General features: G+C 65.8%; 23 protein-coding genes. 9 read left to right on the forward strand and 14 right to left on the reverse strand.

Features of this window, described 5'->3' with window-relative positions:
- Positions 1-5: 5 nt before the first annotated feature.
- The 9 genes from A6B37_RS15855 to A6B37_RS15895 all read right to left on the reverse strand — a co-directional run bounded on the left by A6B37_RS15855 (position 6) and on the right by A6B37_RS15895 (position 9,951).
- Positions 6-833, reverse strand: coding sequence for an ABC transporter ATP-binding protein (locus A6B37_RS15855; protein ID WP_102774972.1), 828 nt, complete (start codon positions 831-833; stop codon positions 6-8).
- Between the two features lies 1 nt (position 834).
- Positions 835-1,878, reverse strand: a complete 1,044-nt coding sequence (locus A6B37_RS15860; RefSeq protein ID WP_102774973.1) for an ABC transporter substrate-binding protein — start codon at positions 1,876-1,878, stop codon at positions 835-837.
- A 46-nt stretch (positions 1,879-1,924) separates the two neighbouring features.
- Positions 1,925-2,848, reverse strand: coding sequence for a TauD/TfdA family dioxygenase (locus A6B37_RS15865; RefSeq protein WP_111826277.1), 924 nt, complete (start codon positions 2,846-2,848; stop codon positions 1,925-1,927).
- A gap of 328 nt (positions 2,849-3,176) precedes the next feature.
- The gene (locus A6B37_RS15870) at positions 3,177-4,376 is read right to left on the reverse strand and encodes a M20 aminoacylase family protein (RefSeq protein ID WP_111826278.1); all 1,200 of its coding nucleotides are present in this window, start codon (positions 4,374-4,376) and stop codon (positions 3,177-3,179) included.
- Positions 4,377-4,416: 40 nt separating this feature from the next.
- Positions 4,417-5,427, reverse strand: a complete 1,011-nt coding sequence (locus A6B37_RS15875; RefSeq protein ID WP_111826279.1) for an oligopeptide/dipeptide ABC transporter ATP-binding protein — start codon at positions 5,425-5,427, stop codon at positions 4,417-4,419.
- A complete protein-coding gene (locus A6B37_RS15880; RefSeq protein WP_111826280.1) occupies positions 5,424-6,434 on the reverse strand; it encodes an ABC transporter ATP-binding protein in 1,011 nt (336 codons plus the stop codon). Before A6B37_RS15880 ends, A6B37_RS15875 begins: the two co-directional genes overlap by 4 nt.
- A gap of 11 nt (positions 6,435-6,445) precedes the next feature.
- On the reverse strand, positions 6,446-7,372 hold the full coding sequence (locus tag A6B37_RS15885; RefSeq protein WP_102774978.1) for an ABC transporter permease: 927 nt from the start codon (positions 7,370-7,372) through the stop codon (positions 6,446-6,448).
- A complete protein-coding gene (locus tag A6B37_RS15890; RefSeq protein ID WP_111826281.1) occupies positions 7,369-8,343 on the reverse strand; it encodes an ABC transporter permease in 975 nt (324 codons plus the stop codon). The genes A6B37_RS15885 and A6B37_RS15890 overlap by 4 nt, the downstream gene beginning before the upstream one ends.
- Before the next feature lie 21 nt (positions 8,344-8,364).
- Positions 8,365-9,951: an ABC transporter substrate-binding protein gene (locus tag A6B37_RS15895; protein WP_111826282.1), complete on the reverse strand. Its 1,587-nt coding sequence runs from the start codon at positions 9,949-9,951 to the stop codon at positions 8,365-8,367.
- 115 nt (positions 9,952-10,066) lie between these two features.
- Here A6B37_RS15895 and mnmE point away from each other — a divergent pair, with 115 nt between their 5' ends.
- Positions 10,067-11,419, forward strand: coding sequence for a tRNA uridine-5-carboxymethylaminomethyl(34) synthesis GTPase MnmE (gene mnmE, locus A6B37_RS15900; RefSeq protein ID WP_111826283.1), 1,353 nt, complete (start codon positions 10,067-10,069; stop codon positions 11,417-11,419).
- Between the two features lie 33 nt (positions 11,420-11,452).
- On the opposite strand, the gene dinD is transcribed toward mnmE, so the two are convergent.
- The gene (gene dinD, locus A6B37_RS15905; RefSeq protein ID WP_111826284.1) at positions 11,453-12,307 is read right to left on the reverse strand and encodes a DNA damage-inducible protein D; all 855 of its coding nucleotides are present in this window, start codon (positions 12,305-12,307) and stop codon (positions 11,453-11,455) included.
- A 218-nt stretch (positions 12,308-12,525) separates the two neighbouring features.
- The gene (locus A6B37_RS15910) at positions 12,526-12,882 is read right to left on the reverse strand and encodes a winged helix-turn-helix domain-containing protein (RefSeq protein ID WP_111826285.1); all 357 of its coding nucleotides are present in this window, start codon (positions 12,880-12,882) and stop codon (positions 12,526-12,528) included.
- Between the two features lie 58 nt (positions 12,883-12,940).
- On the opposite strand from A6B37_RS15910, the gene A6B37_RS15915 reads away from it, so the two are divergent.
- Entirely contained in the window at positions 12,941-13,504 is a 564-nt protein-coding gene (locus A6B37_RS15915) for a hypothetical protein (RefSeq protein ID WP_111826286.1), read from the forward strand.
- Between the two features lie 5 nt (positions 13,505-13,509).
- Here A6B37_RS15915 and A6B37_RS15920 read toward each other — a convergent pair whose 3' ends face one another.
- Both A6B37_RS15920 and A6B37_RS15925 read right to left on the reverse strand, forming a co-directional pair.
- Positions 13,510-13,845 (reverse strand): hypothetical protein, encoded by a 336-nt coding sequence (locus tag A6B37_RS15920; protein ID WP_111826287.1) that lies wholly within the window; start codon positions 13,843-13,845, stop codon positions 13,510-13,512.
- Positions 13,846-14,022: 177 nt separating this feature from the next.
- The gene (locus A6B37_RS15925) at positions 14,023-15,405 is read right to left on the reverse strand and encodes a ClcB-like voltage-gated chloride channel protein (protein ID WP_102774985.1); all 1,383 of its coding nucleotides are present in this window, start codon (positions 15,403-15,405) and stop codon (positions 14,023-14,025) included.
- A 490-nt stretch (positions 15,406-15,895) separates the two neighbouring features.
- Here A6B37_RS15925 and A6B37_RS15930 point away from each other — a divergent pair, with 490 nt between their 5' ends.
- From A6B37_RS15930 to A6B37_RS15950, 5 genes are all read left to right on the forward strand, one after another.
- Positions 15,896-16,576: a response regulator gene (locus A6B37_RS15930; protein WP_102774986.1), complete on the forward strand. Its 681-nt coding sequence runs from the start codon at positions 15,896-15,898 to the stop codon at positions 16,574-16,576.
- Positions 16,563-18,035, forward strand: a complete 1,473-nt coding sequence (locus tag A6B37_RS15935; protein ID WP_111826288.1) for a sensor histidine kinase — start codon at positions 16,563-16,565, stop codon at positions 18,033-18,035. Before A6B37_RS15930 ends, A6B37_RS15935 begins: the two co-directional genes overlap by 14 nt.
- Positions 18,036-18,150: 115 nt before the next feature.
- Positions 18,151-19,149 carry a tripartite tricarboxylate transporter substrate binding protein gene (locus tag A6B37_RS15940; RefSeq protein WP_102774988.1) on the forward strand — a complete coding sequence of 333 codons (999 nt, stop codon included), beginning with the start codon at positions 18,151-18,153 and terminating at the stop codon, positions 19,147-19,149.
- A gap of 111 nt (positions 19,150-19,260) precedes the next feature.
- Complete coding sequence (locus A6B37_RS15945) at positions 19,261-19,698, forward strand: tripartite tricarboxylate transporter TctB family protein (protein ID WP_102774989.1); 438 nt, start codon at positions 19,261-19,263, stop codon at positions 19,696-19,698.
- Positions 19,695-21,221 (forward strand): tripartite tricarboxylate transporter permease, encoded by a 1,527-nt coding sequence (locus A6B37_RS15950; protein WP_111826289.1) that lies wholly within the window; start codon positions 19,695-19,697, stop codon positions 21,219-21,221. The genes A6B37_RS15945 and A6B37_RS15950 overlap by 4 nt, the downstream gene beginning before the upstream one ends.
- 131 nt (positions 21,222-21,352) lie before the next feature.
- On the opposite strand, the gene A6B37_RS15955 is transcribed toward A6B37_RS15950, so the two are convergent.
- Positions 21,353-22,519: a pyridoxal phosphate-dependent aminotransferase gene (locus tag A6B37_RS15955; RefSeq protein ID WP_111826290.1), complete on the reverse strand. Its 1,167-nt coding sequence runs from the start codon at positions 22,517-22,519 to the stop codon at positions 21,353-21,355.
- Between the two features lie 88 nt (positions 22,520-22,607).
- On the opposite strand from A6B37_RS15955, the gene A6B37_RS15960 reads away from it, so the two are divergent.
- Together A6B37_RS15960 and A6B37_RS15965 are read left to right on the forward strand one after the other, a co-directional pair.
- Positions 22,608-23,666 (forward strand): AbrB family transcriptional regulator, encoded by a 1,059-nt coding sequence (locus A6B37_RS15960; protein ID WP_102774992.1) that lies wholly within the window; start codon positions 22,608-22,610, stop codon positions 23,664-23,666.
- A 233-nt stretch (positions 23,667-23,899) separates the two neighbouring features.
- Positions 23,900-24,106, forward strand: coding sequence for a cold-shock protein (locus tag A6B37_RS15965; RefSeq protein WP_006216596.1), 207 nt, complete (start codon positions 23,900-23,902; stop codon positions 24,104-24,106).
- The last annotated feature ends 183 nt before the right edge of the window (positions 24,107-24,289 follow it).

Raw genomic sequence — 24,289 nt, forward strand, 5'->3', positions numbered from 1 at the left:
GCTCCTCAGGCCGCGGCCCGCTGGGCCGGCTGCGGCGCCGGCTCGAACAACAGGTCGTGGATGCGCCGGGCGGCCGCCTGGAAGGCCGCCGATCCCTGGCTGTGCAGGCCGAAGGCATGCGCGTTCAGCTCGGCCCGCACCCGGCCCGGATGCGGCGACAGCAACAGTATGCGGCTGCCCAGCACCAGGGCCTCTTCGATGGAATGGGTGACGAAAAGCAGCGTGAACCGCACCTCTTCCCACAGCGCCATCAGCTCTTCCTGCATGCGCCGGCGTGTGAGCGCGTCCAGCGCGGCGAAGGGTTCGTCCATCAGCAGCACGCGCGGCTGCATGGCCAGGGCGCGGGCGATGGCCACGCGCTGCTTCATGCCGCCCGACAGCGTGTGCGGATAGGCGTCGGCGAAGGCGGACAGGCCCACTTTTTCCAGATAATGCATGGCGCGTTCGTCGGCTTCGCGCCGCCCCAGCCTGCGCGCGGCCAGCAACGGGAACGCGACGTTCTGGCGCAGGGTCTTCCAGGGCGGCAGCTGGTCGAATTCCTGGAACACCACGATGCGGTCCGGCCCCGGGCCGCGCACGGCCTGGCCGTCGATCTCGATGCGCCCTTCGGTGGGCGGGATGAATCCCGCGATGGCCTTGAGCAGGGTCGACTTGCCGCAGCCCGACGCCCCCAGCAGGATCGTGCGCTCGCCCTCGTGCACCGAGAAACTGGCCTGGTGCGTGGCGCGCACGCGCCGGTCGCGCGTCTTGTATTCGATCGACACCTTATCCACAAGCAGCAGGGGCGCGGGCTTGTCAGGCTTATCCACAGGCGTGGCGGCGGTCAGGCCCATATCAGCTGCCTTGCGCCGTGAGCGGATCGTCGAAGAAATAATCCTGCCAGCTCGCCGGCGCGTTCTTGATCGCGCCCACCTTGTGCATGAACTCGGCCAGCGCATAGGTGTTCTGCGGCGCCAGCTTGAACTGCACGTCCGGATTCTTGATGACCCCGATCAGAAAGCCGCGGTCCAGCTTGGCGCCGGTGACGCGCAGGTAGGTGTCGGCGGCCTGTTCCGGATGGGCGGCGGCGAAGGCGGCCGCTTCCTGCAAGGCGGCCTGAAACGCCTTGTAGGTCTTGGGATTTTCCTTGCGGAATTTTTCCGTCGCGAACAGCACGGTGGAGGAACTGGGCCCGCCCAGCACGTCGTACGATTTGAGGACGATGCGCGCCTTGGGGTTTTCGGCCAGCTCCTGTTCCTGGAACGGCGGATTGCCGAAATGCGCCGTGATCTCGGTGCCGCCGGCGATGATGGCGGCCGCGGCGTCCGGATGCGGCAGGGCCACCGACAGCTTGTCCAGCTTGTTGTACTGCGCATCGCCCCACAGCTTGGCCGAGGCCAGCTGCAGCACGCGCGACTGCACCGAGACGCCCACCGAGGGCACGGCGATGCGGTCCTTGTCGGTGAAATCCGCGATCGTCTTCACGTCCGGATTGTTGCTGACCAGGTAATAGGGAAAGTTGCCCAGCGAGGCCACGCCCTTGACGTTCTGCTTGCCGCGCGTGCGGTCCCAGATCGTCAAAAGCGGCCCGACGCCGGCCCCCGCGATATCCACAGCCCCCGACAGCAGCGCGTCATTGACCGCCGAGCCGCCGGACAGCTTGGCCCATTCGACCGAGATGTCCAGGCCTTCGGCCTTGCCGTGCTTCTCGATCAGTTGCTGGTCGCGGGCCACGTTGAGCAGCAGGTACACGATGCCGTACTGCTCGGCGATGCGGATGCGGCCTTCGGCCAGCGCCGGCGTCGGCGAGGCGAGCGCCAGCACGGCCAGCGCCAGCGCAAGACCCGCGCCGGTGGCGGCGCGGATGAAGCGGTCCCTCAGGTTGGAAGAAAAATGCATGGCGTTCCTTGTGGATAAATCGTGGGGCGGGCGCGGGCGCCGGTTTTCAGAACGGCGTATCGCCTTCGATGGTGGTGCGGTACAGCTTGCGGCGCAGGTGGTCCGGCGTGCCAGCGGCCAGGTGGATCAGCGAGCGGTTGTCCCAGAACACCAGGTCGTGGGGCTGCCATTGGTGGCGGTAGATGTGTTCGGGCCGGATGCTGTGGGCGAACAGCTCGTCCAGGATCTGGCGGCTCTCGTCCTCGGGCAGGCCTTCGATGCGGGTGGTGAAGCCTTCGCTGACGAACAGCGCGCGGCGGCCCGATTCGGGATGCGTGCGCACCACGGGATGAACGACTTCCTGCACCTGCGCCAGCTGCTGCGCGCTCAGGTTGGGACGCCAGGCGCCTTCCTTCTGCAGCTGCCCGTACTTGGCCAGGTAGGAATGCACGGCGCGCCTGCCTTGCACGGCATCGCGCAGCGCGGCGGGCAGCGTGTCGTAGGCCAGGTGCATGTTGGCGAAAAGCGTGTCGCCGCCCTGCGCCGGCAGTTCCTGCGCATGCAGCAGCGAGCCCAGGCTGGGCAGCGCCTTGTACGAGATGTCCGAATGCCAGTACTTGCCGGCGTCGCCCAGGCCCACCGGCTTGCCGTTTTCCACGATGTTGGACACGACCAGGATCTCCGGATGTCCGGGCAGGTGGAATTGATGCAGCACGTGGATCATCAGGCGGCCGAAGCGGCGGCTGAAATCGATGTGCTGCTGCGGCGTGATGCGCTGGTCGCGGAACACCAGCAGATGGTGGTCCAGATGGGCCCGGTGCACCCGGGCGAAATCGGCCGCGTCGAGTTCCTGCGACAGGTCGATGCCGACGATTTCGGCGCCCATCGCGCGCGCCAGCGGGCGGATTTCGAAATCCTGGCGGGCAGGGGCGCCGGCGTAACGCGGCGCGGTTTGCGCTTCGGGCAGGCGCAGCGCGTTGCTCTGGGACATGGATCGCTCCTTGCGGTTGGGCTGCCGGCCGGGCCGGCATTGGAGCGATCCATTATGAAAAGCCGGCAGCCCGGCACCAACGAATTATTCGGCCTTTGTTCAAGCCGCTCCGGCATAAAGGGGACTGTGCCGGCCTGTGGATAAACCTATGGATAAACCTGGAGACAAGCCCGGGAAAAGCGGTGAATAGCCGGTGGATACCCAGGGGATATCCCGGTGGATAGCCGGTGGAAAGCCAGTGGACAGGCGGTGCACAACCCGGCCCGCGCATGGAAAAAGGCGCGGACCTCGACGGTTCCGCGCCTTTTAAATCAATGACTTGCGTATATCAGGGGGCGGCCAGGAAGGCCTGAGCCAGTTTCACCCAGTAAGTCGCGCCCACCGGCAGCAGGGCGTCGTTGAAGTCGTAATTCGGGTTGTGCAGCTGGCACGGCCCCATGCCGTGATAGGTTTCCAGCCGGTGCCCGCCGTCGCCGTTGCCCAGGAACAGGTAGGCGCCCGGCACCGCCTCCAGGAAGAAGGAAAAGTCCTCGGCGCCCATGAAGGGCGGCATGTCCCGCAGCACCTGGTCGGCGCCGAACACGTCTTCGGCCACCTGGGCGGCGAAGGCCGTTTCCTTTTCCCAGTTCACCAGCGGCGGATAGGCCCGCACGAAGTCCAGTTCGCCCGTGCCGCCGTATACCTGGGGCAGCGTGGTGGCGATGCGGCGCATGTCGGATTCGATCTTGTCCAGCGCCTCCACCGTATAGGTGCGCACGGTGCCGCGCAGCACGGCCTCGCCGGGAATCACGTTATAGGCGTCGCCGGCGTGGATCTGCGTGATCGACAGCACCGCCTGGTCCAGCGGATTCTTGCTGCGCGAGATCACCGTCTGCAGCGCATGCACCATGTCGGCCGCCACCACGATGGGATCGACCGAGGCGTGCGGCTGCGCCGCGTGGCCGCCCACGCCCTTGATGACGATGTCCCAGCGGTTGCTGGAAGCCATGGTCGGCCCGGCGCGGAACCCGAACTGGTTGACCGGCATGCCCGGCATGTTGTGGATGCCGAACACCGCGTCGCACGGAAAGCGGTCGAACAGGCCATCCTCCATCATGGCGCGCGCGCCGGCGTTGCCGCCTTCCTCGGCCGGCTGGAAGATGAACACGATGGTGCCGTCGAAGTCGCGATGCCTGGCCAGATACTGCGCCGCGCCCAGCAGCATGGTGGTGTGGCCGTCATGGCCGCAGCCGTGCATGCGCCCGCTGATCGTGGACTTGTGCGCGAAGCGGTTGTGCTCGGGCATGGGCAGGGCGTCCATGTCGGCGCGCAGCCCGATGGTTTTCTTGCCGCTGCCGGCGCGCAGCACGCCCACCACGCCGGTTTTCCCCAGCCCGGTGTGGACTTCCAGCCCCCACTCCCGCAGGCGTTCGGCCACCAGCGTGGAGGTGCGCGTTTCCTGGAAGGCGAGTTCGGGATGGGCGTGGATATCGCGGCGCAGCGCGGTCAGCTCGCCGTGCACGCGTTCGATTTCGGCTATGGTTTTCATGGCTGTGGATAAACGGTAGGAGTGTGGATAGGCGTTTTTTCTAGGCCGCGTCGTTCAAATGGCAGGCGCTGAGCTGGCCGGGCGCGACTTCCTTCAGCAGCGGCCGCTCGGCGGTGCAGCGCGGCATGGCGTGCGGACAGCGCGGATGGAAGGCGCAACCGCTCGGCGGGTCCAGCGGCGAAGGCAGTTCGCCCTTGATCGGCTGGTACGTGCGCCGCCCCGGCTGCAGCGTCGGCAGTTCTTTCAGCAGGGCCTGGGTGTACGGATGGTTGGCGCGCCGGAAAACGGTGTCGGTGGGCGCCAGCTCCACCACGCGGCCCAGGTACATGATAGCCACGCGGTCTGAAATATGGCTGACCACGCTCAGATTGTGGCTGATGAAAAGATAGGTCAGGTCCAGGTCGGCGCGCAATTGTTCGAACAGATTAAGCACCTGGGCCTGGATCGATACGTCCAGCGCCGCGACCGCCTCGTCGCACACGATGACCGAAGGCTTGAGCGCCAGCGCCCGCGCAATACCTATGCGCTGCCTCTGGCCGCCCGAGAATTGATGGGGATAACGCTGTGCAAAACTCGCGTCCAGGCCCACCTGGCGCATCAGCCCCGCCACGTACTCGGCCTTGTCGCGCGAGCGCACCAGGCCGTGCGCCACCGGCGCCTCGCCGATGATCTCGCGCACCCGCATGCGCGGATTCAGCGAGGCGTAGGGGTCCTGGAAAATCATCTGCACGCCCAGCTCGTACGCCTTGCGCGCCGGGCCCGCCAGGTCCTGCACCGGCTTGCCCTGGTAATGCACCTCGCCGGCCGTCGGCGGCAGAATGCCGCAGACCACGCGGCCCAGCGTGGATTTTCCACAGCCCGACTCGCCCACGATGCCGATCACCTCGCCGGGCATCACGTCCAGGTCCACGCCGGCCACCGCGTGCACGATCTGCGTCTTCAGGCCCGCGCCCAGCAGATTGGCGATGCGGCCGGCCAGGTCCACGCGCTGCACGAAGCGCAGCTCGACCTGGCGCAGGGACAGGATGGGGCGGGAATCGGCGGCGTTCATTGGATGTCGGGGCCTCCTGCATGCCAGCAGCGCACCCATTGCGCCGGACGGACTTCCACGGGCTGCGGCTCGGCCAGACAGGCGTCGGTGGCGCGCGGGCAGCGCCCCCGGAACGCGCAGCCCGCCGGCAGGTTGAGCAGCGACGGCGTCATGCCGGGAATCGGCACCAGCGGCTTGCCGCGAGACTGCGGCGTGGGAATCGAGGCGATCAGGCCATGCGTGTAGGGATGCAGGGGATGGCTGATCACGGCCTCGGTGCTGCCGGTTTCGACCACGCGGCCCGCGTACATCACGGCCACGCGGTCGGCCAGCCCGGCCACCACCGCCAGGTCGTGCGTGATCCAGATCAGGCCGGTGCCGGTCTCGCGGCACAGCTTCTGCACTTCGAACAGGATCTGCCCCTGTATGGTCACGTCCAGCGCCGTGGTCGGCTCGTCGGCGATGATCAGGCGCGGCGAATTCAGCAGCGCGATCGCGATCGCCACGCGCTGGCGCATGCCGCCGGACAACTGGTGCGGATAGCTGCGCAGCCGCTCCTGCGGAGACGGAATGCCGACCATCGCCAGCGTCTGCAAGGCGCGCTGGCGCGCCTGTTCGCGCGTGGCCGGGCCGTGCGCCTGCACCGCCTCTATCATCTGCGTGTCCACGCGCAGCACCGGGTTCAGCGTCATCATCGGGTCCTGGAAGATCATCGCGATCTCCTGGCCGCGCAGTTGCCGCCAGCGCGCCGGCGTGGCGCCGCGCAGGTCTTCCCCGTTCAGCCGCAGCTCTCCGTCGACGATGCGGCCCGGCGGGTCCAGCAGCCCCATCAGCGAAAAGCCGGTGATGCTCTTGCCGGAGCCGGACTCGCCCACCAGCCCCAGGATCTCGCCTTCGGCCAGATGCAGGTCCACGCCGTCGACCGCCTTCACCACGCCGGCGCGCGTGAAGAAATGCGTCTTCAGCCCGCGCACTTCCAGGATGGAGCGCGGCGCGGCGGACGGGTTTTCCACAGGCTGGGTCTGCATCGCGGCGCCCCTCAATTCGCGTGGCGCGGGTTGAGCACGTCGCGCAGGTGATCGCCCACCAGATTGATGGCGATGATGGCCAGCGCCAGCGCGATGCCGGGGAAGAACGAGATCCAGTACTGGCCCGACAGCAGGTATTCGAAGCCGTTGTAGATCAGCATGCCCAGCGACGGCTCGGTCACCGGCACCCCCACGCCCAGGAACGACAGCGTGGCTTCCAGCGCGATGGCGTGCGCCAGGTCTATGGTGGCGATCACGATCAAGGGCGGCATGCAATTGGGCAGCACGTGACGAAACAGCACCCGCCCCCATGACAAGGACATGCAGCGCGCCGCCTCCACGTATTCCTTGCCGCGCTCGACCAGCGCCGCGCCGCGCGCCGCGCGCGCGAAATACGCCCACTGCACCACGATGAGCGCGATGATCACCTTGTCCACACCCTTGCCCAGGATCGCCAGCAGCATCAGCGCCACCAGGATGGCCGGAAACGACAACTGGATATCCACAATGCGCATCAGCAAGGCGTCGATTCGGCCGCCGAAATAGGCCGCCACCAGGCCCACGGTGGCGCCGATGCCGAAGGCGGCCAGCACCGACACCGTGGCCACCAGCAGGCTGGTGCGCATGCCGTACAGGATCGCCGACAGCAGGTCGCGCGCCTGGCCGTCGGTGCCCAGCCAGTAGCGCATGCTGGCGTCGCCGCTTTCGCTGCCCGGCGGGAGCTTGGAATCCATGATGTCCAGCATCGCCAGGTCGTACGGATTCTGCGGCGCGATCCACGGCGCCAGCAGCGCGGCGCCCACGATCAGCACCAGCATCGCCAGGCCCAGCGTGGCCAGCTTGCTGGCGAAGAAATCGCCCAGGAAGCGGCGCCAGGGCGTCTGTTCCCGGACCGGTTGCGCGGTCGCGGCGGCGGGGGCGGAGACGGGCGTGGTCATCGGCGGCTATCCAGTCGTACGCGGGGGTCCAGCACCGTATAGATGATGTCCACCACCAGGTTCAGCATGACCAGGAAAAACACGATCAGCAGCAAGTAGGCCACCACCACCGGACGGTCCAGGTTGATGATGGAATCGATCAGCAGCTTGCCCATGCCGGGCCAGGAAAACACCGTCTCGGTCACCACCGCGAACGCCATCACCTGCCCGAACTCCAGGCCCGCGACCGTCACCACCGGAATCAGGATGTTCTTGAGCAGATGCACGCCCAGCACACGCTTTTCCGACAGCCCCTTGGCGCGCGCGAACTTGATGTAGTCCATCGGCAGCGCCTCGCGCGTGGCCGCGCGCGTCACGCGGATGATCATGGCGCACTTGGCAAACGCAATGGTGGCGGCCGGCAGCGCCAGGCTGAGCCAGCCGTCGAAAGTCAGCACGCTAAGCTGCAGGGCGCCGATGCTGACGGTCTGCCCGCGCCCGCCGGCCGGCAGCCAGCCCAGCATGACGGCGAACACCATGATGAGCATCAGCCCCACCCAGAAGTTGGGCAGCGAAAAACCCAGCACCGAGCCCGTCATGATGGCGCGCGATCCGGGCGCCTCCGGCCTGAGGCCGGCGCGTATGCCCAGCGGCACGCCGATCAGCACCGACATCAGCATGGCCACACAGGCCAGCTCCACCGTGGCCGGCATGCGCTCCAGGATCAGCCGCATGGCCGGCTCGCCGGTCAGGAAACTGTTGCCGAAGTCGCCGCGCACCGCCTGGCCCATGAAGATCAGGTACTGCCGCCACAACGGCAGGTCCAGGCCCAGCGAGGCGCGCACCGCGGCGCGCTGCGCCTCGGTGGCTTCCGGGCTGGCCAGCATCGAGACCGGGTCGCCCACCATGTATATGCCGGCGAAGACCAGCGCCGACATGACGAACATGACGACGATGGTCTGCAGCAGCCTTCTTACGATCGTGGCCAGCACGTGGCGTTATCCGCGGGCGCGCTACTTTTTCAGGGTCGCGTATTGCGCCAGCGTGACCTGGTCCGGCCGGCCCTGATAGCGGATGTCGTTCTTCATGGCCCACACCGACAGCTCGAAATGGATGGGCAGCATGGCGTAGTCATCCATGGCGATGTTGCCGGCCTCGGACAGCAGCTGCGCGCGCTTGGCGTCGTCCATGGTGGACGACGCCTCCTTGACCAGCGCGTCCATCTTCGGATTGGAATAGCGGCTGCGGTTGGTGGTACCCAGGCCCGCTTCCGGGTTGCGCGTCACCAGCAGCGACGTCAGCGCGTTGGACATTTCGCCGCTGGTCACCGACCAGCCCGCCAGGTAGGCCGAGAACTTGTAGCTGTCGCGGCTCTTGAAGAACACCGGGGGCGTCAGCGCGTCCACGCTGGTCTTGACGCCGATGCGCGTCCACATCGAGGCGATCGCCTGCGCCACCTTGGAGTCGTTCACATAACGCCCCGAAGGCGAGCCCAGCGTGATCGAGAAACCGTCGGGATAGCCCGCTTCCTTGAGCAGCGCCTTGGCTTTCTCGACGTCGGCCTTGGGCGCCTTGGAATGCTCCTTGCTCGATCCGAACATGGGATAGGGCAACAGGTTGCCGGCCGGCAGCGCCACCCCGCCCATCACGCGTTCGACCAGCGCCTGGCGGTTGATGGCCAGCGACAGCGCCTCGCGCACGCGCTTGTCCTTCATGGGGTTCTTGTCGGTGCCCTGCACCCCGGGCGACGGCTCGGCGTACTGGTCCAGCGCGACGTACACCACGCGCACCGACGGCGTTTCCTCGACGTAGAGCTTCTTGTCGGCCTTCAGCTTGGGCAGGTCGTCGGTCGGGGGGTCCTCGATCATGTCCACGTCGCCGGCCAGCAGCGCCGCCACGCGCGCGGCCGCATTGCTGATCGGGCGGTAGACCACGCGATCCCATTCGGGCTTCTTGCCCCAGTAATTGTCGTTGCGCGCCAGCACGAACTCGGCGCCGCGTTTCCACGACACGAACTTGTACGGGCCGGTGCCGATCAGGCCGTCGCCGCTATTGAGTTCGGTGGTGGTCTTGCCCTCCGGCGCCGGCCCCGAGGCCGCCTTCTTGGACATGATGGGCAGCTGCGCCAGGTTGACCAGCAGGTTCGGCGCCACTTCCTTGGTGGTGATGCGCACGGTATGCGGATCGACCGCCTCGGTCTTTTCCACCGCGCCCAGGTACAGCGTGAAGGGCGACGGGCTGTTGGGCACCTTGGGCACGCGCGCATAGGTGAAGACCACGTCTTCGGCGGTGAACGGCGTGCCGTCGGAGAACTTCACGCCGGGCCGCAGCTTGAAGGTCCACACCTTGCCGTCCACGGTCCAGGACTCGGCCAGCGCGGGGCGCGGCTTGAGCTGCGCGTCGGTCGCCACCAGCGTGTCGAAAATGGTCTGGGAGATCTGCGTATTCGGCGTGAGCGCGTGATACTGCGGGTCCATGGAGGACGGTTCGGTCTTCAGGGCGATCACCAGATCGCGGGCCATGGCCGAACCGAGAGTGCCCAACGCCAGAACCGCCGCGGCCGCGCCGCAGGTCAAGACACGCGAAAACCGAGACGCCATAGTGATCTCCCAGAGTAGTTTCGGGTTTTGAACCTCCGGGCCACATTAACCAGCAAACAAGCCGCCGCGCAACAGTTATATTCCCTTATTGTCCTTGCCCCGCCCCGCCTGAAATATGTCCGTCCACGCCCCCATCGCCGCCATCGCCACCGCCCCCGGAAGAGGCGGCATCGGCGTCGTACGGGTCTCGGGCGCGGACCTCTCGGGTTTGGCGCGCCGCCTGTTCCAGCGCGACCTGACCCCGCGCCACGCCCACTACCTGCCCTTCAAAACCGAATCCGGCGAACTGCTGGACGAAGGCATCGCCATTTATTTCCGGGCGCCGCACTCTTACACCGGCGAGGACGTGCTGGAACTGCAAGGCCACGGCGGGCCCGCCGTGCTGCGCCGCGTGCTCGACAGCTGCCTGGCCGCCGGCCGCGACCTGGGCCTGAGGCTGGCCGAGCCCGGCGAATTCACGCGCCGCGCCTTTCTCAACGACCGCATGGACCTGGCCCAGGCCGAGGCCGTGGCCGACCTGATCGACGCCTCGTCGGTGGCCGCCGCGCGCGGCGCCATGGCCTCCCTGTCGGGCGAATTCTCGGCGCGCGTGAACGACCTGTCCGACCGCATCGTGCATCTGCGCATGCTGGTCGAGGCCACGCTGGACTTCCCCGAAGAGGAAATCGACTTCCTCGAAAAATACCAGGCGCGCCCGACGCTGGAAGCCCTGGCCGCCGACCTGGCCGCGCTGATCGCCCAGGCGCGCCAGGGCGTCATCCTGCGCGAAGGCCTGCACGTCGTGTTCGCCGGCCAGCCCAACGTGGGCAAATCCAGCCTGCTCAACGCGCTGGCCGGCGACGACATCGCCATCGTGACCCCCATCGCCGGCACCACCCGCGACAAGGTCGTGCAGGAAATCCATATCGACGGCGTGCCGCTGCACATCGTCGACACCGCCGGCCTGCGCGAAACCGAAGACACCGTCGAAAGCATAGGCATCGCCCGTACCTGGCAGGAAATCGAACGTGCCGACGTCATCCTGCATCTGCAGGACGCCACCCAGCCCGGCGACCAGCTCGACGCCCAGATCACCGCGCGCCTGCCGCCGCGCACGCCGGTCCTCAAGGTCTACAACAAGATCGACCTGCTGGCCGCCCCCTTCGCCGCCGGTCCCGGCGAACTCGGCATCTCGGCCAAGCGCGGCATCGGCCTGGACGCGCTGCGCGCCGAACTGCTGCAGATCGCCGGCTGGAACCCGGGGGCGGAATCCCCTTGGCTCGCGCGCGAACGCCATCTGCACGCGCTGCAGGCGGCCGCCGAACACCTGGCGCTGGCCGGCGAACACGCGCAACAGGACGACCGCGTGCTGGACCTGTTCGCCGAAGAACTGCGCCTGGCGCACGACAGCCTGTCCAGCATCACCGGAAAATTCACCAGCGACGATCTGCTGGGGGAGATTTTTTCGAGTTTTTGTATTGGGAAGTGATTCGGGCGCGGGAACACCCGATCAGGCACGGTCTTACTTGTCTGTTTGCTTCTTTAACTGCTTTTTCTTCGCCGATTCGATTTGCTGGATGCTGTTGTCCGGCACGGGCAGGCGTTCCGGCATGGCACCGCCCAACTCTCGGATGGTCTGACGCACCTTGCGGCCAACGTCGAAGTGCGTCTGGTTGGCCTGCACCTTGCCTTGCACCTGGTCTCGACGCAGCTTTTCTTCCGTCTGGGTAGCGCGGAACAGGTTGGCCGCCAACTCCGTGCTGCCCATATGGTCGAGGATCTTCTGGCTTTTCTTCAAGCCCTTGCGGGCATGGATGTCCTTGGCGCCGAGGCCACCATACAGGCCTTTGTAGCCGTGGTCCTGGAAGATGGCGTAGTCCAGCGGGCTGTCCACGCCAGCATCCTTCGCGGCAGCGGCAAGATACTTGTTGTGCGCAGCCAACTCGTTGCGAATGGCCAAGCGTTTGTCGTCCTCGGGCAGCTGAGCGAACTGGCGCTCGTCGGCCAGCTCTTGCCGGCGAGTCTGCAGGGCAAAGTAGGTCTGACCGTTGGCGATGACTGGCTTGGACGGGTCGCCATTCTGCACGATCAGGTAGCAGGCATAGCGCGACAGGCGCACGTCTTCCACCTCGCGGTGGGCACCGGAGCCAATCTCGACCATTTTGCGCAAGTCCGCAAAATGGTCTGCCACCAACTGCCCGCTGGTACGGCAGGCAGCACGGGCTTTTTCCAGCACCGCGAGAAAATTGCGCCATTGCGGGTACTCCAACAACGGCGCCAATTCGCGTGCCAACCAATATTCGTTACCCGCCTCGTCAAGACGGCGAATGCCCTCGAAAGTGGCGTGATGCTGTTTTTCGATGTCTTTCCCGGTCATATCACATCTCGTCGTGGGATAAATACTTGCGCCAGTGCGTTTGTCATAACCCCCCCATGTTCAAACAGTATTTCGGCTATGAGGTCGACAATTTCTCGGACGATTCACAGAGAACTAGCGTGAATCACGAAACCAACAACATACCCATTTACACCCATTCCAACAAAAGCGGCCGAGTCCCCATCGGCAACCCGCAAACCGGCAGCCCCACGCCGCCGCTACGGCTTGCGCGCCGCCTCCACCAGGCATTCCGACAGCCGGTCGAAATGCTTGAGCGCCGCCTGGCTGAGTTCGACCTGCTTGCGGCGGGCATCCTCGGTGTCGACCAGCTGCACCCAGCCTTTCTCGCGCATGGATTTCAGGCGCGCGTGCAGGGTCGCGGGCGAGCCTATGCTGTCGACGGCCATGACGTCGCGCACCGACAGGCGGCGCTCTTCCTGAGAGGCGCGCGCCACCAGCGTGAGGATGCGTTCTTCCACCGGGTCCAGAGTGGGCAGCGAGGGCAGGCCTCGCAGCGCTTCGGCCAGGCGCAGAAAGCGCAGGTAGATGTCGGCGGGCCTCTTTCTTTGTTTCATGGATAATGACGCGGCGACCGAGGGCGGGCAACGAAAAGTGGGCAAAGATACTTAGGTTATGGGCGACATTCTAAGGCAGGGAAAATGGGTGCTGGCCACGACCTTCCTGTTCCTCGCCAGTCTGGCAATCAACGAGTGGGTGTTCACCAATCTGGAATTCATGCGCGGCGTGAACTGGGTCTACCTGCCCGCCGGCGTGCGGCTGGTTGCCACGCTGCTGTTCGGGCTGCCGGGGGCGATGGGCGTACTGATCGGTTCGTGGACCGCCTACTTTTTCTACCATTTCCCGAACGACGTCGTGCAATCGGTGGCCGGTGGCATCATGGAAGCCGCGGCGCCCTATCTGGCCTATCTCTGGGCCCGGAGCGCGCTGCGGCTGCGGCCGGACCTGGGCAATCTGACCACCGGACGCCTGCTGGCCTGCGCGGTCAGCTACGCGCTGGTGAATTCCGCCATCCACCACGCCTGGTTTTTCCTGCATGGCGCGCGCGAAACGCTGGCCACCGGGTTCGTGGCGATGTTCATCGGAGACCTGACGGGCGCCCTGTTCGTGCTGTATGCGCTCAAGGCGGCCACGGCCGTGCTGCGCCGGCTTGCGGCCGGCGCACGCACTGACCGATAGCGGTATCAGCCTGCCAGCACCGCCGGGTCCCGTTCGGGCGTTTCGCTGTCCAGGGCCGGCGCGACGGTTTGCTGGTTGCAGCCGGCCAGCGCCCGGTCCAGGCGCGCCGCAAGCTGGCGCATGTCGCGGGCGCGCTTGCCATGCAGCACGCGGCCCAGCGCGCCCAGGTTGAGCGCCATGATTCTCAGTTCCGCGCATTCGTTTTGCGCCAGCGGAATATGCGGGTCCGCGCGCTGCTCGATGCGGTCCAGAACGGCGACGCACGCCTCGTGGAATCTGGCGTACTGCTGCCAGAGATTGGGCGCGTCGCTACCTGCCGTGGCAGACTTGCCGGGTGCCATGGATGCTCCTGTGGGTACTGCTGATCATTCTTCTTGTGACTGCGCGCCCTCATGGGGCGCGCAGCGGTTTAGTTATAAATTCTATAACTAAATTGCCGGCAATGCCGGCGACCGCCTGCAAGGCCGCGGCCGGACTCGTATTTTTCGCCCGGCCAGAATACGAGTATTTACTCGCAATCAAGCGGCAGGCTTGCTTTCGGCCCTTTCTCCAGGGACCGCGAGCCGCGCCCGCCGGTTGTTGGCCAGCGACTTGGCGTACACCGAATCCGGCCTGATCCGGTGCGCGATCACGTAGGCCGTGACGCAGGCCAGCATGAGCGGCAGCATGACTTCGTAGCTCAACGTCATCTCGAAGATCATCAGGATGGACATCAAGGGCGCATAGGTGGTGGCCGCCAGCAGCGCGCCCATGCCGACGATGGCGTAGCTGGACACGGCCGAAAGATCGCCCGCGGGAAACAGGGCTTGCAGGCCGGTGCCGTACAAGGCGCCGAGCGCCGCCCCCACGAACAGGGTCGGGGTGAACACGCCGCCCACCGCGCCCGACCCCACGCTGGCGGCGGTGGCCAGCGTTTTCAGCAGCAGGATGGCGGCGACCGCCTGCCATGCCCATTGCGTGTGCAGCATGCTGTTGACCACGCTGTAGCCATTGCCCCAGACCTCGGGGTTGACCACCGAAAGCGCGCCCACGATCAGCCCGCCCGCGGCCATCCTGGCCCACAAGGGCCAGGGCAGCCGGCCGAAGGCGCGCCGCGCCACGTCCAGGAAGCGCAGGAACTGCGGCGCCGCCAGGCCGGCGATCAGGCCCAGGCCCAGATAATTGATGACTTCCCAGCCCGACACGAAATCGAAGCGCGGCATATGGAACACCGCGTCGTAGTGCAGGATCTGGCGCGTCACGATGTTGGCCACCACCGACGAGACCACCAGCGGCACCAGCGTGGCCGAGGAAATCGCGCCGTAGACGATTTCGGAAATGAACAACGCGCCGGCGATCGGCGCGTTATAGGCGGAGGTGATGCCCGCGGTGGCGCCGCAGGCCACCAACAGCCGCAGATGCCGGGGCGGCAGCACCAGGTAGCGCCCGCTCAGCGAGGACAGCATGGCCGCCAGCTGCACCATGGGGCCTTCGCGGCCGATCGAGGCGCCCGAACTGATGGAAAAGATCGACGACAGGCTGCGCGCGATGGTCTGGCGGAAACCGATGACGCCGCGGCCCACCGAGATCGCTTCCATATAGTCGGCCGCGCCGCGCTTGGGCAGGCGGCTCGCGGCCAGCTGCAGGATGACGCCGGCCACCGCGCCGCCGGCGGCGGGCAGCAGAAACCGCTGCCAGGGGTCCAGCCCCCGCGCCAGCGACACCATGCCGTGGGGCGCGTCGCCCCCGCCGAGCAATACCTGCGTCCAGCCCAGCAGTTCCCGGAACACCACGGTGGCCAGCGCCCCCAGCAGGCCCATCAAAGCGGCCGCGCAGACGGTGGCGGGCAGGTTATCGGCCAGCAGACGGCCTCGCAGCCAGGTCGCCCAGCCCGAATGCTTGATTCTGATTTCTTTCGCCATGGCTCGGATTTTACGGCGAAAGCTGCTCACTTTTTGTTCAGTCCCTTGTAATGAAAGCGGGCATTCCAGGCCCCGAATCCCGGTTTCCGATAGGCGCTCAGCGGGCCTTTAAACGCGTCTGAAAGGCCGAAAAAGCGGGGATGCACAAGCCGGTTTTTCGGGGTAAAAGTGCCCATTTCCCGGTCCGCACCCAGGAACAGGGCTGTGGATAACTCCTAGGGCGGCCGGTTGTGCACATTTTGTGGAGGCAAGTTGAACAAGCAGGGGTTTCGGACCGGGTCCAAAATCTTGTCCAACTTCAGCTTTTTTCCCACACAGAGTTCTTGCACAGCCAAAAACGGCCGCAAGGCTATGAAAAAAAAGAGGTTTTCAGGGTTAAGGTAGTTATCCACAGCCCTTATTAATCATTAGTCTTTATATAAAGAGAAATAAAGGAAAAGCCAAACATGTCTTCCCATTCCGCCCAGCCATCCCCCCGCGGACTCCGTCCATGCGCATCCTGCTGATAGAAGACGAAGCCGAACTTGCCCGCTGGCTTTCACGAAGCCTGGCACGCCATGCCGGCTTCGTCGTCGAGTGGGCCGATGACGGACTGGTTGCCGAACGACGCCTGGCGGTCGAGGAATTCGACGCCGTCATCCTGGACCTGGGACTTCCCGGCATGGATGGCCATACTTTGCTGGCCAAGATCCGCGCGCGGGACGACCGTACGCCGGTGCTGGTCCTGACCGCGCGCGATTCGCTGGCCGAAAAAATCGGGACACTCCACCAGGGCGCGGACGATTTCCTGCCGAAACCCTTTGTCGTGGAAGAATTGGAAGCGCGCCTGATTGCGCTGATCCGGCGCAGCCGCGGGCGCGAGCATCCGCGGCTGACTCTGGGAAACCTGGTTTTCGAGACTGCCGCGCAAAAATTCACGGTCCACGGACAGGCCCTGCAGTTATCCCCACGTGAACACGCGGTGCTGCGCGTGCTGATCCAGAAAAGCGGAGAACCCATCAACAAGCAGCAGATCCTGGACCGCATCCTGACCGACGACGCGGACATCAACCTGGAGGCCATCGAGGTCCTGGTGCACCGGCTGCGCAAAAAATTGGCGGATACCGGCGTGCAGATCGTGACCATGCGGGGCATGGGCTACTGCCTGGAGAACGCTGTTGACAACCCGTAGTTCGAAAAAAACCGGGCAGAAACGCAACCGCACCCTGAAGACCCAGCTGCTCTGGTGGCTGATTCCGACCCTGGTTCTGGTGATGGTGGGCGCGCTCTGGATGTCCAACCAGCAGCTGCGCAACCAGGTCGATACGGCCTACGACCGATCGCTTGCCGGAGCGCTGCGCGCCATCGACCACAACATATCCACAGCCAGCGGTGGATTAGCCATGGAGCAGCCATACCTGATGCTGGAATTTTTCGAGCTCACGGCCAATGGCAGCGTGTTCTACCGCGTGGCCACCGAGGACGGGCTGGCCGAAATCGGCTATCCCGACCTGCCGATGCCCGCCGAACCGCTGGTTTCGGGCGAGCCGCGCTTTTTCTACGCCACCTACCAGGGCACGCCGGTGCGGGTGGCGGTGCTGGCCCGCCCCATGGACCCGCCGCTGTACGACAACAAAGGGGGACGGGTAGTAGTGCAGGTCGCGGAGGGGCTGGGCACGCGCCAGGCGTTCCTGCACCGGGCCCTGGTGCGCTCCGTGGAGCGGGACCTGGCCGTCATCCTGATCAGCGTCCTGGTGATCATCGTGGGCGTTTTCATGGCCTTGCGGCCCCTGGGCCGGCTGCGGCAGGAGGTCGAAGGGCGTTCTGCGGACGATTTAAGCCCCGTCAGCGCGTCCGACATGCCGGGGGAGGTCCTACCCCTGGTGGCGGCCGTAAACCTCCACATGGCCCGTTTTGCGGCCCAGGCGAGGGTCCAGAGCCAGTTCCTGGACGACGCATCGCACCAGTTGCGCACGCCGCTGTCGGTTTTGCGGACCCAGATGGCGTATGCCCTGCGCGAAACAGACCCCCAGGAGGTCCGTACAGCCCTTCTGGCGATGCAGGAGGGGCTGGACAGGGCCGTACGCACCACCAACCAGATGCTGGCCCTGGCGCGCGCAAAAGACGCCTCCCTGGCCGAAGGGGGATTTGTCCCCGAATCGGTGGACCTGGTGGACCTGGCCGACGGCGTCATCCGCGGTCTGCTGCCCACCGCCCGCCTGCGCCAGCTGGACATCGGCCTGGAGGCCGAGCAGCGGCCCGTCATGGTGCGCGGCGCCGACTGGCTGCTGCGCGAAGCGGTCAGCAACCTGGTGGACAACGCCATCCGCTACACCTCGCCGGCCGGGGAGGTCACGGTGCGGATACAGGCCGACGCCGTCCAGGCCCGCCTGCTGGTCGAGGACAGCGGCCCGGGCATGTCCGCCGACGACATCGCGCGGGCCTGCGTGCGCTTTCGCCGCGGCGCGGCCGGCAAGAACAAGCCCGGCGCCGGCCTGGGCCTGGCCATCGTCGGCACCATCGCCGAAATCCTGGGCGCGCGATTGGTGCTGGAGAACCGCGCGCCGCTGCCCGGACTGCGGGCGGCATTGGTGTTTACCCTTGGATCGGCGTCGGATGCTGCGCCGCGGCAAGAAATCGGTCCAGTTTGAAAGGTGTTGGAAAGGTTCGATTTTGTACGGTTGCGTTCACTGGGGCAGCCACCGTGCAGAATCGGCGGCGCGGCTTCCAGACACACCTAGACCTATAAATCTCGGAGACGCAAAAATGCAGACGAGTCTGAAGCTGCGCCTGGCCGCCTTTGCGGCGCTTGGCGCGATCACCCTGTCCCTGGGAGCCGCGCAGGCGGCCGAAGAGCCCCGCCGTCCGGAATGCATCGCCCCGGCCCAGCCCGGCGGCGGCTTCGACCTGACCTGCCGCCTGGCCACCGAAGGCCTGAAGCAGAGCGGCGCGCTCAAGAGCGCCATGCGCATCGTCTACATGCCCGGCGGCATCGGTGCGGTGGCCTACAACAACATCGTGGCCCAGCATCCCAACGAGCCGGGCACCATCGTGGCCTTCTCCGGCGGTTCGCTCCTGAACCTGGCGCAGGGCAAGTTCGGCAAGTACAACGTCAACGACGTGCGCTGGCTGGCCGGCATCGGCACCGACTACGGCGTGGCGGTGGTCCGCAACGATTCGCCGTACACCGATCTCAAGAGCCTGATGGAAGCGTTCAAGCAGGACCCGACCAAGATCGTGCTGGGCGCCGGCGGCACCGTGGGCAGCCAGGACTGGATGAAGGCCGCGCTGACCGCCAAGGCGGCGGGCGTGGACTTCAAGAAGATGCGTTTCGTGGCCTTCGAGGGCGGCGGCGAAGCCGTCACCGCGCTGCGCGGCGGCCATATCCAGGCCTACATGGGCGACGCGGCCGAAGCCTTCACCATGCTGGAAGGCGGCGCTCCGATCCGCGTGCTGGCGGTGTTCAACGACGAACGCCTGCCGGGCAAGCTGGGCACCGTGCCCACCGCCAAGGAACAGGGCTATGACATCGTCTGGCCGATCATCCGCGGCTTCTACGTGGGCCCGAAGGTGTCTGACGCCGACTACCAGTTCTGGGTCGACGCCTTCAACAAGGCGACCAACTCGCCCGAGTTCGCGAAACTGCGTGAGCAGCAGGGCCTGTTCCCGTTCAACAAGACCGGCGCCGAGCTGGACGCCTACGTGAAAGAGCGTGTCCGGCACTACGGCGAGCTGGCCGATTCCTTCGGCCTGATCAAGAAGTAAGCCAGGCCTTACTCCCCCGTTCGCGCCCGTCAGGGCTCCTTTCCGCCGCGGTCCGGCCGCGGCGGCGGGAGGCGCTGCGCCGCGTGATGCGACTACATCGGAAAAGTGATCATGAACGATCGAATACTGGGATTGGCGGCGCTCGGGCTCGCCGTCTTCCTGACCGCCGCGGGCTGGGGCATCGAAGCCCCGTTCGCCTATGAGCCCGTCGGCCCGCGCGCCTTTCCGCTGCTGCTGGCGCTGATCATCGGCCTGTGCGGCCTGTGGCTGGTCTACAAGGGCGGCCACCAGGTGGAGGCGAATCCGCCGGGCGCCAACGGCCGCATCGCGCTGATGGTGGTGTTCGCCACGGCCTATGCGTTCCTGTTCCAGTGGCTGGGCTTCGTGATCGCCACCACCCTCATGACGGTGTTCGTCGGCCGCCTGTTCGGCGGCGGCTGGATCAAGTGCGCCATCGGCGGCGTGGTCATGAGCATTTTCTTTTTCGTGCTGTTCGACAAGGTGCTGGACGTGGTCCTGCCGGCCGGACTGCTGGAGAACCTGATATGAGCGCCATTCTTGATCATCTGTCGATCGGCTTCGGCGTCGCCTTCTCGGCGACCAACCTGCTGGTGGCCGCCATCGGCTCGTTCTTCGGGACGATGGTGGGCGTGCTGCCCGGGCTGGGGCCGATCAACGGCGTAGCGATGCTGATACCGATCGCCTTCGCCATGAACCTGCCGCCCGAGACCGCGCTGATCCTGCTGGCGGCGGTGTACGTGGGCGCGGAGTACGGCGGGCGCATCACGTCCATCCTGCTGAACGTGCCGGGCGAGGCCAGCGCCATCATGACGACGCTGGACGGCTATCCGCTGGCGCGCCAGGGCCTGGCCAGCGTGGCCTTGTCGCTGTCGGCGTGGTCGGCGTTCTTCGGCGCCATCGTGTCGGTGGTCGGCATCATCCTGCTGGCGCCGCTGCTGGCCAAATGGGCGCTGGCCTTCGGCCCGGCCGAGTACTTCGTGCTGATGGTGTTCGCGTTCTGCTGCCTGACCAGCCTGCTGGGCAAGCAGCCGGTCAAGGGCGTGCTGGCCGCGATGATCGGCCTGGCGATTTCGGTGGTGGGCGTGGACGCCAACTCCGGCGTCTACCGCTATACGTTCGAGTCGGTGCACCTGGCCGACGGCATCGACTTCGTGGTGGTCGTGATCGCGCTGTTCGCGGTGGCCGAAATGCTGGAGATGCTGGAGAAAGTCATGGCCGGCCACAGCGTCGAAGTCAAGCCCAGCGGCCGCAAGATCTTCAATCTGAAAGAGCTGGTCTTCACGTGGTGGAGCGTGGTGCGCAGCGCTTTCGTGGGCTTCGGCGTGGGCGTGCTGCCGGGCGCCGGCGCCAGCGTGGCCGCCGCCGTGGCGTACTCGCAGGAAAAACGCATCATCGAAGCCAAGGACCCGAACGCCAAGTTCGGCAAGGGCGACATGCGCGGCCTGGTGGCGCCCGAGGCCGCCGCCACGGCCTCGGCCATCGGCTCCTTCGTGCCCATGCTGACGCTGGGCGTGCCCGGCTCGGGCACCACGGCGGTGATGATGGGCGCGCTGACCCTCTACAACATCACGCCGGGCCCGGTGCTGTTCGATTCCAAGCCGGATCTGGTGTGGGGTTTGATCGCTTCGCTGTTCGTCGCCAACGTGCTGCTCTTCATCATGAACGTGCCGCTGGTGCGCCTGTTCTCCAAGGTGCTGTCGGTGCCGGGCTGGCTGATGGTGCCGGGCATCCTGTGCATCAGCTATATCGGCGTGTACGCGATCAACGCGGGTACCTTCGACCTGCTGCTGGTGGCCGGCATCGGGACGCTGGGCTACTTCCTGCGCAAATTCGGCGTGCCGATGGCGCCGCTGGTGCTGGGCGTGGTGCTGGGAGACATGATGGAGCAGAACCTGCGCCGCGCGCTGTCGATCACCGACGGCGACGTGGGCGTGCTGTTCGCCAGCCCGGTCTCGATCGGCCTGTGGGCGGGCGCTGCCGCCGTCGTGATCGTGCCGCAAGTCATGCGCAAGCTGCGCGCCGCAAGAAAGGTTGCCGCCGACCCGGCCTGATGCGAAGCCGGCGCGGATGCGCCGGGGCATCGCCGGAACTGCATGGGGCGCCTCGCGGCGCCCCTTTTTTATCCATCGAAACCGGCAAAATATGAATATGAGCTTTTACTCATATTCAGTCGAAATTGCCGTCAGACTCGGGCCAGCCGCTGCAGCGCGGAATCCAGGGTTTCGTCCTTTTTCGCGAAACAGAAACGCACGATGCGATGGTTCGAATCGGGCGCGTCGGGATGGCGGTAGAACGCCGAAACCGGGATCACGGTGACGCCGTGATTGACGGTCAGGTCGCGCGCGAAGTCGGCCTCGTTCTGGCGCGAAATCTCGCTGTAATCGGCCAGCAGGAAGAACGTGCCGGGGCTGGGCAGCGGGCGGAAACGGGTCTTTTCCAGTCCTTGCGCCAGGCGGTCGCGCTTGGCCTGGTAGAAGGCCGGCAGATCCAGGTAGGGCTTGGGGTCGCGCATGTATTCGGCCAGCGCGAACTGCATGGGCGAGGGCACCGTGAACACCATGAACTGGTGCACCTTGCGCAGTTCGGCGCTGAGCTGGCGCGGCGCGCAGCAGTAGCCTATCTTCCAGCCGGTGGTGTGATAGGTCTTGCCGAAGGACGAGATCACGAAGGCGTGCTCGGCCAGCAGCGGGCGGCGCGCCACGCTGGCATGCGGCCTGCCGTCGAACACGATGTGTTCGTAGACCTCGTCGGAAACCAGCAGCACGCCGGTGTCGCGCACGATGGATTCGAGCGCGTCGAGGTCGCTGTCGTCCAGCACGGCGCCGGTGGGGTTGTGCGGGAAGTTCAGCATCAGGAGGCGCGTCTTGGACGTGATGGCGTCGCGCACTCGCTGCCAGTCGATGCGGTAGTAGGGATCGTCTGCGGTCGGCGCGCGCAGCGGCACCGGCACCGCGGTGCCGCCGGCCAGGCGGATCGCCGGCAGATAGGAGTCGTAGCAGGGCTCGATGACCACGACTTCGTCGCCGCTGCCCACGGCGGCGAGCACCGTGGCCATCAAGGCCTCGGTGGCGCCGCTGGTCACCGTGATCTCGGTTTCGGGATCGTACGCGTGGCCATAGCATGCGAGCGTCTTGGCGGCGATGGCTTCGCGCAGCGGCGCGACGCCGGGCATGTAGGGGTACTGGTTGTGGCCCTCGGCCATGGCCTTGGAGACCAGCTCGCACAAGGCGGGATCGGGATCGAAGTCTGGGAAGCCCTGGCCCAGGTTGATGGCCTTGTGTTCGATGGCAAGGCGGCTCATCACGGTGAAGATGGTGGTGCCGACGTCAGGAAGTTTGGATCGGATCATGGTGGACGAGGAAGTGGACGCTACCAGCGCAGAGAGTTTTCGTAAGTATCCCACTAACTCATAATTCGTTTTCTCGAAACGCAGCGATATGGAAGGGGGCGTGGTGCAGAGTATGTCGGGTAGGGTGCTGGGCGGTTTCGTGATCGCGCTGGCCGGAGCGTTGCTGGCCGTATGGGCGCATATTCCGCTGCCCTGGATGCTGGGCGCGCTGCTGTTGACGGCCGCGACGCGGATCGCCGGATTGGGCACGGCCTGCCCCAGGCCCGCGCGCAACGGCGGGCAGTGGGTGATCGGCACCTCGCTGGGCCTGTACTTCACGCCGCAGGTGATCGGGCATATCGGCAACAACGCCGGCCCCATCGTCGTGGGCATGCTGTTCGCGCTGGGGCTGGCGTTTCTGGGCACGGCGATTCTGCGCCGCTACACCGACGTGGATTTCAAGACGGCCTGGTTCTCGGCGGCCATCGGCGGCGCCAGCGAGATGGCCAACCTGGCCGAGCGCCACGGCGCGCGCATCGACCGCGTGGCGACGGCGCACAGCGTGCGCGTGCTGCTGGTAGTGGTGACCGTGCCGTTCATTTTTCAGTGGTGGGGCGTGGCCGGGCTGGACCCCACCGTGCCCGGGCCGCGCGAGGTGCATGGCGCCGGCCTGGCCTTGCTGGTGGCGCTCACCTGCGTCGCCGGCGCCATCTTCATGAAGCTGCGCCTGCCCAATCCCTGGGTGCTGGGGCCGATGCTGGTGGCAATGATCCTGACGGCCTCCAGCATCGAGCTGTCGGCGCTGCCCGACTATGTGCCGAAGATCGGGCAGCTGTTCATAGGCTGGTCGCTGGGAGACCGCTACCGGCCCGATTTCTTCCGCGCCGCGCCGCGCTTCATCGCGGCGATGGCCGGCTTCACCATTCTGGCGCTGGCCCTGGCCTTCGGCCTCGGCGCCCTGTTGTCGCTATGGTCGGCGGCCCCGATCCCGACCCTTATTCTGGGCACCACGCCGGGCGGCATCGCCGAAATGGCCATTACCGCCAAGGTGCTGCAGCTGGGCGTGCCGGTGGTCACCGCGTTTCACGTGACGCGGATGGTGTTCGTGGTGCTGGTGACGGGGCCGCTATACCACCTGTTGGCGCCGCGTCAGGCGCGCTCCGCCTGAGCCGGATTGCTTCAAGTCTGAAAAATACGACATTGGGGAAAACAACTATATGAGTCTGTAATGTCCGGTGAGTATGCTGGTCAGGCAGTTGATTCAAGCAGCGCGCGGACTCGTTCTGCAGCCTGGCGGCAGGCGGGAACGCAGCAGCAACGCAGGTGTCACAACCGGTCGTTCAGTTCTCACGGCGTCCTTGATTCATTGCATTTCGAGTTAATTACAGGACGCTAGAAAAAATGGCTCAGAAGGGCAAAGTTAAGTGGTTCAACGCTGACAAGGGTTACGGTTTCATCACTCCGGACGTCGGCGGCACCGATGTTTTCGCACACTTTTCCGCCATCCAGGGCCGCGGCTATCGCAGCCTGAACGAAGGGCAGGAAGTCGAATTCGAAGTCAAGGATGGTCCGAAAGGACCTCAAGCGGCCGAAATTCGCCCGCTCTAAATCGGGAAATCCCAATTTCCCGTCTGCCAGGCTTGGCCTGGCTACAACGCCCCAAGACCTCAGGTCTGGGGCGTTGTTTCATTTGGGCCGCGTCGTCCAATGCGGGCGCCGCCGATTTTCCGTTTCGGGTTTTCAGCCATTTGTTAGTAGCTACTAACATATTCTCGGGCCGTGGATAAGTTT

The sequence above is a fragment of the Achromobacter sp. HZ01 genome (assembly GCF_003267925.1).
Lineage (GTDB): Bacteria > Pseudomonadota > Gammaproteobacteria > Burkholderiales > Burkholderiaceae_B > Achromobacter > Achromobacter pulmonis_A.

Bases quoted from the DNA above. Each gene is read 5' to 3' on its own strand.
- mnmE (WP_111826283.1), top strand. From the start codon at position 10,067: ATGTCCGTCCACGCCCCCATCGCCGCCATCGCCACCGCCCCCGGAAGA.
- A6B37_RS15960 (WP_102774992.1), top strand. From the start codon at position 22,608: ATGGAAGGGGGCGTGGTGCAGAGTATGTCGGGTAGGGTGCTGGGCGGT.
- A6B37_RS15940 (WP_102774988.1), top strand. From the start codon at position 18,151: ATGCAGACGAGTCTGAAGCTGCGCCTGGCCGCCTTTGCGGCGCTTGGC.
- A6B37_RS15870 (WP_111826278.1), bottom strand. From the start codon at position 4,376: ATGAAAACCATAGCCGAAATCGAACGCGTGCACGGCGAGCTGACCGCG.
- A6B37_RS15895 (WP_111826282.1), bottom strand. From the start codon at position 9,951: ATGGCGTCTCGGTTTTCGCGTGTCTTGACCTGCGGCGCGGCCGCGGCG.
- A6B37_RS15950 (WP_111826289.1), top strand. From the start codon at position 19,695: ATGAGCGCCATTCTTGATCATCTGTCGATCGGCTTCGGCGTCGCCTTC.
- A6B37_RS15875 (WP_111826279.1), bottom strand. From the start codon at position 5,427: ATGAACGCCGCCGATTCCCGCCCCATCCTGTCCCTGCGCCAGGTCGAG.
- A6B37_RS15865 (WP_111826277.1), bottom strand. From the start codon at position 2,848: ATGTCCCAGAGCAACGCGCTGCGCCTGCCCGAAGCGCAAACCGCGCCG.
- A6B37_RS15945 (WP_102774989.1), top strand. From the start codon at position 19,261: ATGAACGATCGAATACTGGGATTGGCGGCGCTCGGGCTCGCCGTCTTC.
- A6B37_RS15880 (WP_111826280.1), bottom strand. From the start codon at position 6,434: ATGCAGACCCAGCCTGTGGAAAACCCGTCCGCCGCGCCGCGCTCCATC.
- A6B37_RS15885 (WP_102774978.1), bottom strand. From the start codon at position 7,372: ATGACCACGCCCGTCTCCGCCCCCGCCGCCGCGACCGCGCAACCGGTC.
- A6B37_RS15860 (WP_102774973.1), bottom strand. From the start codon at position 1,878: ATGCATTTTTCTTCCAACCTGAGGGACCGCTTCATCCGCGCCGCCACC.
- A6B37_RS15915 (WP_111826286.1), top strand. From the start codon at position 12,941: ATGGGCGACATTCTAAGGCAGGGAAAATGGGTGCTGGCCACGACCTTC.
- A6B37_RS15955 (WP_111826290.1), bottom strand. From the start codon at position 22,519: ATGATCCGATCCAAACTTCCTGACGTCGGCACCACCATCTTCACCGTG.
- A6B37_RS15965 (WP_006216596.1), top strand. From the start codon at position 23,900: ATGGCTCAGAAGGGCAAAGTTAAGTGGTTCAACGCTGACAAGGGTTAC.
- dinD (WP_111826284.1), bottom strand. From the start codon at position 12,307: ATGACCGGGAAAGACATCGAAAAACAGCATCACGCCACTTTCGAGGGC.
- A6B37_RS15925 (WP_102774985.1), bottom strand. From the start codon at position 15,405: ATGGCGAAAGAAATCAGAATCAAGCATTCGGGCTGGGCGACCTGGCTG.
- A6B37_RS15920 (WP_111826287.1), bottom strand. From the start codon at position 13,845: ATGGCACCCGGCAAGTCTGCCACGGCAGGTAGCGACGCGCCCAATCTC.
- A6B37_RS15930 (WP_102774986.1), top strand. From the start codon at position 15,896: ATGCGCATCCTGCTGATAGAAGACGAAGCCGAACTTGCCCGCTGGCTT.
- A6B37_RS15855 (WP_102774972.1), bottom strand. From the start codon at position 833: ATGGGCCTGACCGCCGCCACGCCTGTGGATAAGCCTGACAAGCCCGCG.
- A6B37_RS15910 (WP_111826285.1), bottom strand. From the start codon at position 12,882: ATGAAACAAAGAAAGAGGCCCGCCGACATCTACCTGCGCTTTCTGCGC.